The organism is Actinoplanes rectilineatus (assembly GCF_000962825.1).
Lineage (GTDB): Bacteria > Actinomycetota > Actinomycetes > Mycobacteriales > Micromonosporaceae > Actinoplanes > Actinoplanes rectilineatus.
In genome coordinates this window covers 1-15001 of record NZ_JZKF01000017.1, presented here as the reverse complement: position 1 = coordinate 15001, position 15001 = coordinate 1, and the positions used below count along the sequence as shown (strand labels likewise).

At 71.0% G+C, this 15001-nt stretch carries 14 protein-coding genes; 4 read left to right on the top strand and 10 right to left on the bottom strand.

Annotated features, from left to right (window positions below; all coding sequences use genetic code 11):
• Positions 1–218: 218 nt before the first annotated feature.
• The 9 genes from WH85_RS15285 to WH85_RS15245 form a co-directional block, all read right to left on the bottom strand.
• The gene (locus WH85_RS15285) at positions 219–1517 is read right to left on the bottom strand and encodes a chaplin (protein ID WP_083449018.1); all 1299 of its coding nucleotides are present in this window, start codon (positions 1515–1517) and stop codon (positions 219–221) included.
• A gap of 207 nt (positions 1518–1724) precedes the next feature.
• Complete coding sequence (locus WH85_RS15280) at positions 1725–2258, bottom strand: hypothetical protein (RefSeq protein ID WP_157411009.1); 534 nt, start codon at positions 2256–2258, stop codon at positions 1725–1727.
• Between the two features lie 156 nt (positions 2259–2414).
• The gene (locus WH85_RS15275; RefSeq protein WP_045742625.1) at positions 2415–3296 is read right to left on the bottom strand and encodes a hydroxymethylglutaryl-CoA lyase; all 882 of its coding nucleotides are present in this window, start codon (positions 3294–3296) and stop codon (positions 2415–2417) included.
• Between the two features lie 4 nt (positions 3297–3300).
• On the bottom strand, positions 3301–4635 hold the full coding sequence (locus WH85_RS15270; RefSeq protein ID WP_045742524.1) for an acetyl-CoA carboxylase biotin carboxylase subunit: 1335 nt from the start codon (positions 4633–4635) through the stop codon (positions 3301–3303).
• Positions 4636–4672: 37 nt separating this feature from the next.
• Positions 4673–5278 carry a TetR/AcrR family transcriptional regulator gene (locus WH85_RS15265; RefSeq protein ID WP_045742523.1) on the bottom strand — a complete coding sequence of 202 codons (606 nt, stop codon included), beginning with the start codon at positions 5276–5278 and terminating at the stop codon, positions 4673–4675.
• Positions 5279–5327: 49 nt separating this feature from the next.
• Positions 5328–8162, bottom strand: coding sequence for a tetratricopeptide repeat protein (locus WH85_RS15260; protein ID WP_045742522.1), 2835 nt, complete (start codon positions 8160–8162; stop codon positions 5328–5330).
• A complete protein-coding gene (locus WH85_RS15255) occupies positions 8159–9913 on the bottom strand; it encodes an HSP90 family protein (protein ID WP_045742521.1) in 1755 nt (584 codons plus the stop codon). The genes WH85_RS15260 and WH85_RS15255 overlap by 4 nt, the downstream gene beginning before the upstream one ends.
• Positions 9914–10012: 99 nt before the next feature.
• A complete protein-coding gene (locus WH85_RS15250; protein WP_045742520.1) occupies positions 10013–10912 on the bottom strand; it encodes a sulfurtransferase in 900 nt (299 codons plus the stop codon).
• Between the two features lie 73 nt (positions 10913–10985).
• Positions 10986–11756, bottom strand: a complete 771-nt coding sequence (locus tag WH85_RS15245; RefSeq protein ID WP_045742519.1) for an SGNH/GDSL hydrolase family protein — start codon at positions 11754–11756, stop codon at positions 10986–10988.
• Positions 11757–12006: 250 nt separating this feature from the next.
• Here WH85_RS15245 and WH85_RS15240 point away from each other — a divergent pair, with 250 nt between their 5' ends.
• The 3 genes from WH85_RS15240 (at position 12007) to WH85_RS15230 (ending at position 13541) form a co-directional block, all read left to right on the top strand.
• Positions 12007–12396 (top strand): CBS domain-containing protein, encoded by a 390-nt coding sequence (locus WH85_RS15240; protein WP_045742518.1) that lies wholly within the window; start codon positions 12007–12009, stop codon positions 12394–12396.
• 79 nt (positions 12397–12475) lie between these two features.
• Positions 12476–12919, top strand: coding sequence for a SufE family protein (locus WH85_RS15235; RefSeq protein ID WP_045742517.1), 444 nt, complete (start codon positions 12476–12478; stop codon positions 12917–12919).
• 1 nt (position 12920) lies between these two features.
• Complete coding sequence (locus WH85_RS15230; protein WP_045742516.1) at positions 12921–13541, top strand: DsbA family oxidoreductase; 621 nt, start codon at positions 12921–12923, stop codon at positions 13539–13541.
• Between the two features lie 60 nt (positions 13542–13601).
• Here WH85_RS15230 and WH85_RS15225 read toward each other — a convergent pair whose 3' ends face one another.
• A complete protein-coding gene (locus WH85_RS15225) occupies positions 13602–14153 on the bottom strand; it encodes a YbaK/EbsC family protein (protein ID WP_045742624.1) in 552 nt (183 codons plus the stop codon).
• 108 nt (positions 14154–14261) lie between these two features.
• Between WH85_RS15225 and WH85_RS52255 the strand changes: the two genes are divergently transcribed.
• Positions 14262–14936 carry a hypothetical protein gene (locus tag WH85_RS52255; RefSeq protein ID WP_052720473.1) on the top strand — a complete coding sequence of 225 codons (675 nt, stop codon included), beginning with the start codon at positions 14262–14264 and terminating at the stop codon, positions 14934–14936.
• Positions 14937–15001: the final 65 nt, after the last annotated feature.

Here is a 15001-nt window from a genome sequence, read left to right as displayed (position 1 = left end):
TCCGATTCGCCTTAACGCTCGTTAGACCTTAACGAGCGTTAGGCTAGCTCACCGGGCGCGCTCCGGCAACGACCCTGCGTGTTTCGGCAACGACGAACGGGAGTCCCCGCATGATGCGGGAACTCCCGTTCAACTGTCGCCGGCGCTGTGGAGGAGCACCGGCGGGCCGGGTCCACGCCCGGGACCGGCGTGTGACCCCGTTCCAGTGCGACGCGCGGTCAGCGCACCGCGTCGAGCAGGTCCAGTCCGCCGAGGCTGCCGGTGCCGAGACCACCGGTCAGCCGGTTCACCGTGGCCTCCGTCTTGCGGCCGCCGTTGCCGGTGTCGGCGTCGCCGCCCTGGTCGGCGTACATGTCCGGGCTGACGTAGCCGCCGTTGCCGTGGCCCTTGCCGCCCTTGTTCCCGTGGCCCTGGCCGCCGTGACCGCCCTGGCCGCCCGCGTCGATGGCGCCACCCGCGCCGTTGTCCAGCGCACCGCTGTCCTGGTTGTCCAGGACCACGTAGTCGTTGTCCAGGACGTCGACCGTGTTGTTGAGAGCGCCCTGGCCGCCGTAGCCGGGCTTCATCGGCTTCTGGCCACCCTTGTGCTGGTAGCCGCCACCCACGTTGTTGCCGCAGCTGCCCGAGCCGTACGCCGCACCGGCCAGCCCGAGGGAGTTGCCGCAGTGGTTGACCGGCACGGTGATCGGGATGTTGATCGAGTTGCCGTTCAGGACGCCGAGGTTGCCGGCGGCCGGAGACGTGGTCTTGACGCCACCGTGGGCCAGGTTGTGGGCCGCACCGTAGACGTACCCGGCGCCACCGTGCCACAGGTCGTGCGCCCAGTCGTGGCTCGGCTGCACCTTGTGGCTGTTGCCCGGCTTGGTGTACTTGCCGCCGCTCACGTCGTTGCCGCAGGACCCGGCGCTGTACGCGTGCCCCAGCATGCCGAGCGAGTTGCCGCAGAGGTTCGCCGGCGAGATGACCGTGGAGGCGACGTCGTTCCCGTTCAGGTGCCCGATGTTGGTCGCCAGCGGGTTGCCGCCACCCTGCCGGGTGGTGCTCTCCAGCGTGCGGCCCTTCTTGTCCTTCGCGGCCGAGCCGTACCCGTTGCCGCCCCCGACGCCGCCCACGCTGTTCGAGCAGGACGCACCGGCGGCACTGTGCCCCAGCACCGCGTCGGAGTTGCCGCAGACGTTGACCGGCACGGTCACCGGCACCGAGATCGAGTTGCCGTTCAGCAGACCCAGGTTGGTGCCGGCGGCCTGCTGAGCGGTCTTGCCCTGCCCCTTGACCTGGTTGCTGCCGCTGCCACCGGCGACGCTCTTGCCGCCGAGCAGCGCGCCGCTGTTGCCGACGACGTTCACCGGCATGTCCACCGGGATCGAGACCGAGTTCCCGTTGAGCGCGCCGATGTTGCCGTAGGAGGAGCCGCCGGTGCCCTCGGTGGCGTTCGCCGCCGCGGCCGGGCCGAACAGCAGCGCGCCCGCGGCCAGGATTCCCACGCTGAGCGTCTTACGAACCCAAGTCTTCTTCATCAGGAGGCACGCCTTTCTCGCAAGGTCGTCAAGAGGATTTCCGCGTATTCACATGCGGATCCGGAACTACGCTTTTCGGACACAGTGCTGCCCGGGCACTATTCCTTTTGTTTCTGAGCACGTCCGGGAACGGCGCTCGGCGTCGGCGATTCGCCGTTCGTACGCAAACGGTTGAGGAATCGCGGGCCGCGGAAGGAGCGGGGTGCGTCAGTCGGGAGGGACGGCCGGTGCCGCGACATGGTGTCGCCGCGGGCCGGCGTCGATCGCGCCCGGGAGCCGGGATGCGGTGTCGGCGCGCGGCAGGACGGCTGCATGCCCGATGCGCAGCGTCTCACCGTCCTCCGCGGCGCCGGCCCGTGGTGTCTCCCCGCTCGGAGTCGCCACGGGTCTCGCGCCGGCCCCTGCCGTGACCGGCGGCGCTTCGTCCACAGTGTTCCCGCCGGCCTGCGGGGAGACGGACACCGCCCACAGGTCCGCGACGGAGGACGTCGGCCGCGGCTCGCCGGCCGCGGGTTCGGAGCCGGGCATCTCCGCCACGGCCCCGACGGGCACGCCCGCAGGGTCCGCGGCCTGCGCGGTGGTGCCGGTGAGCAGCCAGGCCGCACCGGCCAGTCCGCCGACGACGAGTACACGCAGAACCCACCGGTGACCGGTGAGCACCGCACGGCGCTCCGGGCTCCTCGCCGTCCCCTGGTTGTGGAACGGCATGAGGGCGGAACCGCTATGGATCACATCCGTCATGACCCACCCCCTCGTCGTCTACCGAGGCCTTATACACCGTTTTTGTCCGGTTGTGGCCGGAACAGGCGATATTGGCCGCTCGGTATAGATAACGAGGCCCCGGACGGGAAAGTCACGGGGACAAATCGGAAAAATGATCGTGAGAAAAAGGGTGAATCACACCAATCGGGTACGCGGTCCGGCCCGCAGAACACCCGACGACAACCGTCGACCGACCACCCTCTCGGCCAACTCCGCCGCCACGATCAGTCGGTCGAGGTCGACCCCGGTGTCGAGGCCCATGTCGTGCAGCATGTGCACCACCTCCTCGGTCGCCACGTTCCCGGTGGCACCCGGCGCGTACGGGCAGCCACCCAGCCCGCCCACGCTGGCGTCGAACTCGGTGATCCCCAGCTCCAGCGCGGTCAGGATGTTGGCCAGGCCGGTACCGCGGGTGTCGTGGAAGTGCAGCAGATCCGGGCGCACCTCGGCGAGGAGATCCCGCACCCGGCGCGGTGTCGCCATCCCGGTGGTGTCGCCGAAGGCGATGCGGTCCGCGCCGTCGCCCCGGACCCGCGCCACGATGGCCGCCACCCGCGCCGGATCCACGTCCCCCTCGAACGGGCAGCCGAAGCTCGTCGCGACGATCACCTCCACCGTCGCCCCGGCCTCGTGCACCAGCGGGATCAGGCCGGCGATGTCGTCCAGCGAGTCCACGGTGGACCGGTTGAGGTTGCGCCGGTTGTGGGTGTCGCTGGCCGACACCACCACCTCGATCTCCCGGAACCCGGCAGCGATCGCCCGCTGGGCGCCCCGGGTGTTCGGCACCAGAGCCGAGTAGCGCACGTCCGGGTTGTGCCAGGCTTTCGCCCAGACCTCGTCCGCGTCGGCCATCTGCGGGATGGCCCGCGGATGCACGAACGACACCGCCTCGATGCGCCGCACCCCGGTGCCGCTCAACGCGTCGATCAGCCGGATCTTCGCCTCGGTCGGGACCGGCTCCTCGTTCTGCAGGCCGTCGCGGGGTGCGACCTCCCGGAGCGACACCGCGGTGGTCATCACGTCACCGCATCCGGGAGACGATGCCGGTGTCGTAGTCGCCGGAGAGGAACTCCGGGTTCTCCAGCAGCTCGGCGAAGAACGGCAGGTTGTTCTTCGGGCCGGCGATCCGGAACCCGGCCACCGCGGCCCGCGCCCGGGCTATCGCCTCGTCCCGGTCCGCGCCGGTGACGATCAGTTTCGCCATCAGCGAGTCGTAGAACGGGGTGACCGTCGTCCCCTCGGCGTAGCCCGCGTCGACGCGGATCCCCTCACCGGCCGGCTCGTCCCAGGTCGCGACCGCGCCCGGCCCCGGCAGGAACCGTTTCGGATCCTCCGCGTTGACCCGCAGCTCGATCGCGTGCCCCCGGGTCGCCCGGTCCGGGTCGAACAGCGGGGCGAGACCGGACGCGATCCGCAGCTGCTCCTCGACCAGGTCGATGCCGTGGATCAGCTCGGTGATCGGGTGCTCCACCTGCAGGCGGGTGTTCATCTCGAGGAAGAAGAACTCGCCGCTCGCCGGGTCCAGCAGACACTCCACTGTGCCCGCGTTGCGGTAACCGACCGCCTCGCCCGCCTTGACCGCGGCGGCCAGCAGCCGTTGCCGCAGCTCCGGGCCGACCGCCGGGGACGGCGCCTCCTCCAGGAGTTTCTGGTTGCGGCGCTGCACCGAGCACTCCCGCTCGGAGAGGGCCACCACCCGGCCGTCGGCAAGTCCGAGGATCTGCACCTCCACGTGGCGCACCCGGGGGAAGTAGCGCTCGATCAGCACCGATCCGTCGCCGAACATCCGCTCGGCGAAGGCACGCACCTTGTCGTACTCCGTACGGAGCCCGGCCTCTTCGGTCGCGACCGCCATGCCCATGCCGCCACCGCCGGCAGCCGCCTTGACCATCACCGGGAAACCGATCGCCGTCGCGGTCGCCAGCGCGGCCTCGGCCGAGCCGGCGGGTTCCGGTGAGCCCGGTGCGACCGGCACCCCGGCCGCGGCCATCAGATTCCGGGCATTGATCTTGTCGCCCATCGCGCTGATCGCCTCGGCGCCGGGCCCGACCCACACCAGGCCGTTCGATCTCACCGTACGCGCGAAGTCCGCGTTCTCACTCAGGAAGCCGTAGCCGGGGTGCACCGCCTGGACACCCGTCGACTTGGCCGCGGCGAGGATCGCCTCCGCATTGCGGTAACTCTGTGCCGGGCTCGCCGGTCCGACACAGACCGCCTCGTCCGCCTCGAGGACGAACGGCAGGCCGGCGTCCGCCTCGGAGTGCACCACGACGGCCCGCACCCCCAGCCGCTTCGCGGTGCGGACGATCCGGCGGGCGATCTCGCCCCGGTTGGCGATGAGCAAGGACTCGATCATGTGGCCCTTCCCGCTGGTCCCGGTGGGGAGTGGGTGATCAGTGGCCCGTCAGGGCGTGCACCGTCGCCTCACGCAGCAGGTGGGCACGGCGGCGCCGGTCCACCTCGCCGCCCAGGAACGGCGTCGAGTTCATCAGGCCGAACGCGGCGTGTGCCAGCACCCGGGCCTCCGGCGCGGTCAGCTCCGGGCGCACCCGCGACAGCACGCCGACCCATTCCTCCACGTAGAGACGCTGCAGCCGCCGGATCTGCCGGCGGGGCTCCTCCGGCAGGCGATCCAGCTCGTGCAGGTGCAGAGCGATCACCGCCGGGTTGGCCAGCGCGAAGTCCACATGGAAGTCGATCAGGTCGGCGAGGGCGGCCTCCGCGTCGTCCGGATGCCGGCCGACCCGTTCCTGCCCGCCCTGCAGCAGGCCCTCACTGACCGGGATCAGGGCGGCGACCAGCATCGCCTCCTTGCCCGCGAAGTGGTGATAGAGGGCCGGCCCGGTGACGCCGGCGGCGGATCCGATGTCGTCCATCGACACGCCGTGGTAGCCACGGGAGGCGAAGAGACCCACCGCGATCTCGAGAATCTCATCGCGGCGTGACCGCCGCCGGGGCGCCGGCGGGGTGGCCCGGTTCCGCTGTTCTACCGTCGTCACCCGGCCACTCTAACCCGATGTCAACCCACGCCTTAACGGTCGTTAGGCCTTATTTTCGCGCGGCGCGCGCCTCCTCGAGAAGCTCGGCGGCGAGCTGGCGGGTGGGCGAGGCCGGTCCCATCCTCGTCAGCAGGCCGTTGAGGATCTCCTCGGACTCGGCCGCGGCACCCGAACGCAGCAGCGCCTCGGCCAGCATCCCCTCCACCCGATCGGCGTCGTCGTCCGCCTCGATCCCCCGCAGGAGTGCCGGCGCGTCACGCAGATGCGGCACGGTGTCGGCGTAGCGGCCACGGCGCATCAGCAGGTTGCCCACCTCGAACGCGAAGATCGCCTTCCCCCAGATCACCCCCGGGTGGTCGGCCAACTCGGCGGGGAGCTCGGCGTAGTGGCCGGCGACCGTGCTGATCAGCTCCTCGGCGGCGGGCACCTCGTCGGCGTAGTTGAGCGCCATCAGCTGACGGCGGAGCAGCCGCAGCTCACCGACCGCGTCGCCGGACTCCCGCAACGCGTCGGCGGCCGCCTGGAAGGTCAGCGCCGCCTCGCTGTCCCGGTCCATGTCGTAGAGCAGCTGGCCGGCCTGCTCACCGATCTGGCCCCGGCCGGCCGGGTTGTCCGCCAGCCGTTCGATCAGTTCGCGGTAGAGGTCCAGGGCACGCTGGTTGTCGCCCAGGTCGCGGTAGATCGCGGCCAGCAGGAACCGGGTGTCGTCGGCCGCCTCGTCCATCTCCAGCCGCTGGAACCCGATCAGCGCCTCCTCGCCCACCTCGGCCGCCTCCGCCAGGTGCCCACCCTCGCGGTACGCCTCGGCGAGCTCCTGCCGGGCGAAGAGGCCGCCCTCGTCGCGGCCCTGTTCGGCGCAGACCGCCACCGCCTCGACGAAGTCGTCGATCGCCTCCTCGAACCGCTCCAGGCGGATCAGCGCCCGCCCCCTGTGGACCCGGGCCGTCAGCACCGTCTCGGGCAGACCGGTCCCGATGACCTCGGTGAGCGCGGTGAACACCTCGTCCGGGTCGTCGGCGAGCTGCCCGAACGCCGCGGCGGCACCGGCCGACAGGGTGACCGGGCCGTGCTCGCGGTAGAACTCCCACGCCTGACGGGCCGCCTCACCGGCCTCGTCGTGCCGGTGCGCCTCGGCCCGGTTCCGGACCCGCATCATCGCGTGGTGGGCCTGCCGCCGGAGGTCGCCGGACGCCACGGCGTGCTCGTCGGCACGGTCACCGGCGTCGTTGGCCTCGTCGATCCGGCCGAGCAGCAGGTACATCGTGGACAGCCGGGTCCAGGCGCCGGCCCGCTGACCGGCGTCGCCGTGCTCGTCCTGGTGGGCGACGTCGGCCTGCACCGCCGCGAGGGCCACCGCGTGGACCTCCTCGGCGTCGTCGTCGCCGGCCTTGACCATCCGGACGCGTTCCAGGGCCGCGCGGGCCAGCACGCTGACCGCCTCGCCGGTCCGGCCGGCCTCGGCGAACAGGTCGGCGGCCCGTTTCCAGACCGCCACGGTCGCCGCGTGTTCCTCGTCGGGCAGGTGGAAGCCCCGCAGGGTGAGCAACCGGGCCGCCTGTTCCGGGTCGGCCGGCTCCCCGAACCGTTCGTCGAGCACCGCGACGACAGCGACCGCGGCGGCCTCCTGGTCGTCGGCGGACAGGAACTCGGCCAGGTCGAGCAGTTCCGCAACGGTCGCCTCGGCCGGAATCTCGGGGATCACGGCGGCCGGTGCGGTGGCCGGCGACGCCACCGGCCCGGCCGGCACCGTCACCGGCTCGGCAGGCGTCGCGCCCGCACGGCGGGCAGTCGGCGAGAGCGGGACGGTCACCTCGAACGGCTCGGCGGCCAGCACCTCGGCGATCACGGCACTCTGGTGCGACGTGCCGTTACGGGCGTCGAACCTGGCGGCGAGACCGGTGGCGAACCCGGCCAGCTCCTCGCCGAGCATCGCCGCCGTGATGTCCGGGCGGCCGGCCCGGCGGATCGGCGAGTCACCGTGGCCCAGCACCGTCACCCGGCGCAGCAGCAGCGCCGCCGACGCGGCGAAGTTCATCGCGGCGGCCGGTGACGGGGCACGGTCCAGCCAGTCGATGTGCCGTTGCAGGATCTCCAGGCCGCGGCTCTCGTTGCCGGTCCGGGCGCAGAACGCGATGTGGTCGCCGACGCCCCACAGGTCGGCCAGGTTGTTGCGCTCGACCAGGTAGGAGCGGCGGTGCGCGTCGGCCGACTCCCGCAACCGGCCGATCCGCAGGAACGGCACCATCAGGTCGCTGAGGATGCTCTGCGGCTGCTCCGAGCAGGTCAGCTCGCCGGCCAGCACCGGCTCGGCCAGCTCGACCGCCTCGGCGTGCTTGCCGTTCTCGGCCAGGTGCCGGACCAGGGTGCTGGGGTCACAGCCGATGCAGTCGGACAACTCGTTGCGCGGCGCCGTCTGCCATTTCGCGAACCACTCCTCGGCCTGCTCGGTGTCACCGACGTGATCGGCGACCAGGTAGCGGTACTTGTAGACCGGCTGCAGGCCGTGGCCGCCCTCGCGGTAGCGCCGCTCCATGTCGTCGAGCACCGCGTAGGTCCGCTCCAGCGGCACCTCGGGAAACTTCGTCAACGAGCTGACCATGTTCTTGAACAGCCACAACATGTTGTGCACCCGGCTCGCGTGGTACGGCGCGGGGTTGCGGTCGAAATCGCTCACACACCAGGAGAAGGTCGGGAACGCCTTCACCGGCTCACCGCCGTAGAGATACGCCGTGGTGGCGAAGAGGCGGGCGTGGAAACGCAACTCCGGGTCGCCGGTCGCCTCCACGTGCCGCAGCACCTGTTCGGTCAGGGCGATCTGCGCCGCGCCGTACGGCAGGTCGTACGCCTGGTGCAGCAGTTCCCAGAGCTCCTGTGCGGTCTTCATCGGTTCTCCTCCCCCGGGACGGCCCGGTCCAGCAGTCCGAGGAACGACGTGGTGAGCAGCGCCGCGTCGGACGGGCGGATCGGGTGGTGGCCGAGCATCAGGGCCTGGCCGTAGAGCGACTCGACGGCGAGGCCGGCCAACTCCGCGTCACCGAGGGCGGCGACCCGGCGGACCAACGGGTTGCGATGGTTGAGCACCAGTTGCGGACGGTCGGCCGGCACTGTCCGCGACAAAGCGTCCAGCACCCCGCCCCACAGATCATCCGCCTCATCGCGGCTCGCGGTGAACTCATCGTGGAACGCCGCTGCCCGACTGACCAGGTAGAGCGACGGAAGGGTGACCGGATCGAACGCGCGGACCACCACCTCACAGCCCAGCCGGTCGAGCCGGCGCTGGGCGGCGGCCAGGAACGGGCGCAGCCGCAACTCGACCTCGGTGTCCAGCGGAACGAACCGGGTGGTCAGGTCGGTGGGGTCGAGCCGCTCGACGCGGACCTCCGGGTCGGTGGCGGCCAGCCGCTCGATCAGCTCGGCGTCGTAGACGTACCCGCCGTTGATCAGGCCGACGTCCTGCGCCGCCGCGACCGCGGCGAGCTGGCGGAACTCGTCGGCGGTGGCCGCGTAACGCAGCACGCCGTGCCGGGACCGGAACTCGGCGAGGGTGACCTCACCCATGTTGGTCTGCATCGGGAACCACTGCTCGACCAGGCGCAACATCTCGTCGTCGTGCAGGGCGAGCGCCTTGACCCCGAGGTGGTGGATCCGCAGGAACTCGCCGAGCCGGTGCGGGTCGGTGGCGGCCAGCCGGACCAGCCAGCCGCGCAGCTGGTCGGCGATGGCGTCGCGGGTCTCGGCGAGCATGCCGTCGTCGTAGAGCGCCTCACGGCTGGCGGTCGGCCGCAGCTCGGAGCTGTCCACCACGCACCGGGCGAAGAACGCCCACTCCGGCAGCAGTCCCTCGACGTTCTCCGAGAGCAGCATCCGCTTGAGGTAGACGCGGTGCCCGCCGCGGCTGGCCGGGTTGACCGGGGTGGGCAGCACGAACGCGGCACCGGTGAGCCCGGCACCGGGCACGTTCAGCTCGATCACGTCGAACGGCCGGAAACCCAGGGTCTCCTGCGCGTACGCCATCCGGCCGGCCGGCGGCAGCTGCCACGGGAGGACGCCCGTGGTGACGGTCCGGTCGTCGACCGTCACGGCGACCGGCAGCAGAGAGCCATAGACGGTGGCGAGTTCGACGACGGTCGTACCCGTCAGGAAATGCTCGGCGCCACGGCGCGGCAGCAGGGTGACCGTGGTGCCGGCCTCGCGCTCCGGACCCGGCCGCACCTCGTAGCGCCCGTCGGAGAAACCGGTCCAGAGCACCGGGGCCGCACCCTCCCGCCGGGTGTGCACGCGGATCTCGTCGGCGACCAGGAAGCAGGAGAGCAGGCCGATGCCGAACTGGCCGAGGAACTCGTGCCGGGCGAAGCCGAGCTCGTCGCGCTTGGAACTGCGGCCGATGGTGGCGAGCAGCTCGTGCACCTGAGCCTCGGTGAGGCCGATGCCGTTGTCACTGATCCGCAGGGTGCCGTCCCCGGTGGCATCGGCGGACGTGATCGCCACCGCCCCGGCGTGGTCGGGCCCGACCGCCGTGATCGCGTCGACGGCGTTCTGCAGCAGCTCGCGGACATAGACGCGGGGGCTCGCGTAGAGGTGGTGGCTGAGCAGGTCGACGATGCCCCGTAGGTCGACCTGGAACGTGTTGCTCACGGGCGTGCACGGTACCGGGCCGGACCGACAGAAACGGTGCTACCCGAGCGGGCAGCACCGTTTGTTTACACAGCGTCGATCAGGCCCGGCGGCCCGGTGTCACCGCAGACCGCCGGGTTCCTGGCCCCGGGCGATCGGCGCCCGCACGAGGTTGCCCCACTCCGTCCAGGAACCGTCGTAGTTGCGAACCTGCGGGTAGCCGAGCAGATGGCGCAAGACGAACCAGGTGTGGCTCGACCGCTCGCCGATCCGGCAGTACGCGATGATGTCGTCCGCCTCCTCGAGGCCGAGTTCGTCGCGGTAGATCTTGATCAGCTCGTCGTGCGGTTTGAACGAGCCGTCCTCGTTCGCCGCCGACTTCCACGGCTTGCTGACCGCGCCCGGGATGTGCCCGCCGCGCAGCGCACCCTCCTGCGGGTACGCCGCCATGTGCGTCAACTCGCCGGTGTACTCCTGCGGGGACCGCACGTCGACCAGCGGCCGCCCACCGGCGATGTGCCCCATCACCTGGTCACGGAACGCGCGGATCTCGACGTCGTTGCGCACCGGGACCGGATAGTCGGCCGGTTCCCGGACGGTCTTCTCCCGGGTCAGCTCACGCCCCTCGGCCGACCACTTCTGCCGGCCGCCGTCGAGCAGCCGCACGTCGCGATGCCCGAAGAGACCGAAGACCCAGAGGGCGTACGCCGCCCACCAGTTGAAGTTGTCGCCGTAGAAGACGATCGTGTCGTCGCGGCCGATGCCCTTCGCCGCGCACAGGGCGGCGAACGCGTCCGGATCCAGGTAGTCGCGGGTGAGCTGGTCGTTCAGCTCCAGATGCCAGTCGACCTTGACCGCGCCCGGGATGTGCCCGGTGTCGTAGAGCAGCACGTCCTCGTCCGACTCGACGACGACCAGGCCCGGGCTGTTCAGGTTCGCGGCGAGCCACTCGGTGGTGACCAGTTTCTCGGGATGCGCGTACGCCTGCAGCGCCGGCGCCGGATCGTTCGGAACGGACATGCCTGCCACGCTAGCGCCTGTTCCGTCAGAGGGCTGGACCTCGCCTCGCTCCCGCCCCCTGACGGAACCCTGTTCAGTCCCCGAACGGGGTCAGCACCGGGCGCTTCGCCGTGACGAGGTCACCGGACGAGCGTCCGCGCAGGTGCCGTCCCACCCAGGGGGCCAGGTGCTCGCGGGCCCAGCGCAGGTCCGCGCTCAGCGCCAGCCGCCACGGCGTGGACTGCGGCATCGGCGGCACCAGCATCCACTCCTCCTCGACCCCGACGCCGAGCGCGTTCAGCACGTGCCCGGCGACCCGCCGGTGGCCGGCCGCGGACAGGTGCAGCCGGTCGGCGTTCCACAGGTCGCGGTTGAGGAACGCGTGGTCCCCGAAGAGGTCGATCACGTGGCCGCCGTGCCGGGCGGCGATGTCCCGGAAGCCGTCGTTCAGGGCGTCCGCCCGGGATCCGATCATCCGGCGCCCGCCGGGCACCAGCGACGCGATGTCGGCGAACCGGAACAGGATCACGTCGGCGCCGGCCGCGCGCAGTCGCGCCACCACCGGGTCGATCTTGTCGAGCAGCATCTCCGGGTCCACCCGGGGCCGCAGGATGTCGTTGCCGCCGGCCGCGAAACTGACCAGGTCGGGTTTCATCTCCAACGTCGGTTCCAGCTGCTCGGCGAGCACCTGGTCGAGGAGACGCCCGCGGACCGCGAGGTTCGCATACCCGAACTCCGGACCGTGTTCCACTGCCAAGCGGGTGGCCACCAGGTCCGCCCATCCGCGGTAGGTGCCGTCCGGGTACTCGTCGGACATGCCCTCGGTGAAGCTGTCCCCCATAGCCACGAAGCTGCGCCAGGCCATCTCGCCCCCTAACGTCTGTTCAGCTTTGCCTGCTGAGCAAGTTTCCACCGGACGGCGGCCAGACGGAACGTGACGCTGGCGACACAGTGATATGGGCGTGCTTTCACCACCCCCGATCCCTAGCCTTGGTTGACATGCTGCTACGCCGCACACACCACAGGTCACGAACGCCCCTTGTGGACGTCATCGGTGTAATCCGGCCCGAGGTCGGGTAACCGTGACACAACAGCGCTGGAGGGGCGGCAGAGTCATGGTCAGACTGGTCGCGGACGCGATGACCCGGCAGGTCGTCTATCTGCCGGAGGACACACCACTCGACGAGGCCGCGCAGGCGATGCGCGACCGCGGGATCGGCGATGTCGTGGTGACGCGCGGCCCGGCTCTGGCCGGCATCGTCACCGACCGGGACATCGTGATCCGTGCGATCGCGGAGAACCTGCCACCGGATTCCACCACCTTGGCCACGGTCGCCAGCCGCGAGCTGGTCATGATCGAGCAGACCGCCACCGTGGAGGAGGCGGTGCAGGCGATGCGGGAGCGGGGTGTGCGCCGGCTGCTGGTCTGCGACGCGGACCGCAACCTGGTCGGCATCCTCAGCCTCAGTGACGTGGCACTGTCCGCCACCGCCACGGCCGCCTGACGGTCCGCTCTGCGGTCTCCGGTCATCCGCTGCTCGGCGCGGCGGATGACCGGATCACCCGGCGCGTAGATTCGAGGGCGTGACTGACATGCCGCCGAAACTGGCCGAGATCGTCGACGACTTCTCCTCCGCACCCCGTGACGTGGTCCTGGAGATGTTGCTGGAGTTCTCGGACGCGGTCGCCCCTCTGCCCGCGGAACTCGCCGGGCACGAGGGCATGGAACAGGTCCCGGAGTGCCAGACCGCGTTCTTCCTGAAGGCCGTGGTCCAGCCGGACCGGACCGTGGTGACGCACTTCGACTGCCCGCCGGAGGCCCCGACCACCCGCGCCTTCGCCGGCATCCTGGCCGAGGGCCTGGCCGGCGCGACCGCCGACGAGATCCTCGCGGTGCCGGCCGACCTCTACGCGCGGATGGGGCTGGCGCAGGCGATCAGCCCGCTGCGGGTCCGCGGCGGCACGGCGGTCCTGGCCCGGCTCAAGCGGCAGGTCGCCGAGCAGCTCGCCCCGCTCCCGGCGGAGTGACGTGGACATCCAGGTCTGGTCCGACGTCGTCTGCCCCTGGTGTTACCTCGGCCGCCACCGACTGGAGGCGGCCCTCGCGATGTTCGGCGAGGACGTCACGGTGACCTACCGCGCCTACCAGCTCGACCCGTCCCCGGTGCCCGAGCCGCTGCCGGTCACCACGGTGATGGCAAACGCCGCGGAGATGGTCGACCGGGTGACCGCGGCGGGTGCGGCCGACGGACTGGTCCTGGACTTCGGCCGGGCGGTCACCGCCAACACCTTCACGGCGCATCGGCTGATCGCTTGGGCGGCGCTCCGCGACCGGCAGTCCGCGATGCTGGACGCGCTGCAGCGCGCGCACTTCGCCGACGGCGTGGACCTCGGGTCGGTGCCGGCCTTGGCGGCCGTGGCCGGAACGATCGGGCTGGACGCCGCCGAGGCTCTGTCCTACCTGGAATCGCAGGCCGGCACTGCGGCGGTCCGCAACGACCTGGACGAGGCCCGGGAACTCGGCGTCACCAGCGTCCCGACACTGGTGATCGACGGCAAGTTCGTGATCCAGGGAGCGCAGGATCCGGCCACGCTGCTGTCGGCGTTCCAGGAGATCCGGCGACGCGAGACGGTCGAAGCGGGGCGGTGATCCCGGTCGATGACGTTTCCGTGGATGTTTCACGTGGAACAACATCGAGACCCGGCGATGTCAGCCGATCTCGCGGGCCAGCCCCTCGATCACCTCGGCGCCGGGCAGCGCTCCGAGGGCCGGGCCGGCGATGGCGATCTTGCTGTGCCGGACACCGGACCCGATGATCACGTGCGGGGTGGCGATCACCCGGGAGTCGACCAGGATCGGCCAGGAGGACGGCAGCCCGATCGGGGTGATCCCGCCGTATTCCATCCCGGTCAACGAGACCGCGTCGTCCATCGGCGCGAAGCTGGCCTTGCGGACGTCCAGGTGCTTCCGGATCACACCGTTGACGTCGGCCCGGGTGGTGGCGAGCACGATGCAGGCCGCGTAGCGGGTGACCTCACCGCGGCGGCCGGCCACGATCACGCAGTTTGCGGACTCGGCCAGGCTCACCCCGTACGCCTCGCAGAACGCCGCGGTGTCGGCCAGGCTCGCATCGATCGGCGCGACCAGCACCTGATCGGCGTCGATCGGCGCCTCCACCGGCCAGACCTCCAGCGCCTTGGCCACCGGCGGGGCGAGCAGGTCCAGCCGGGACTGGGCTGATTCGGTCTGCAGGCTTCCCATCATGCTGTTCATCCTCACCCAGGCCGTGGATCTTCGGATACTCGACTGCCCGGTACCGGACCCCGGGAACCCTCAGGTCCATGCCGATCATGCCGACCGCCAGAGGATGTGGAGGAGCGTCGGAAAGCACGGGTCGGGACCGTCAGCGGCCTCGCCCTCCTGACCGGAGCCACCGCCCTCGTCGCGGTGGCCGGCGGCCATCACTCGATCTTCGCCACCCTGCTGCTCGGTCTGCTCTCGCTCGGCATGTCCCACGCACTGATCGTCGAGATCCAGCGGCAGGCCCGGCGACGGACCCGGATCTGGGGACGGCACGACACCGTCAACACCATGCTGCTGGCCGCGTGGTCGATGGCCGCCGTCGCACTACCGCTGCTCCCGCTGGTCTCCGACGCGGTCCGGCTGCTCGGCGCGATCCTCAGTGCCGGGTACGCCGCGGCGTGCGCCTACTTCGTCGTGGAGCGGCGGCGAACCATCGTGTCCCTGCCGATCGGAGTGACATCCGTCGACCACGCCGACACCGGTGTGCCCGACGACCAGGACGACTCGGCGCCCCACGCGGAATGGGTCGACACCGCGCCACACCACGAACCGGCCGGAACCACGCCTTACGTTGAACAGGCCGGTGCCGCAGCGCGCGTTGAACAGGCCGGTGCCGCAGCGCGCGTTGAACAGACCAGTACCGCAGCGCGCGTCGAACAGACCGGTACCGCAGCGCATGCCGAACCCACCGGCACTTCACCGGCCGTCGAAGCCGCTCGGTCGCTGCCCGACTCGGCCTGAGAACCACAGCGCCGCCTCCGGTCGCCCCGTGCGCCGGCACCGTTCAGCCACTCGCGGCCTCCCCG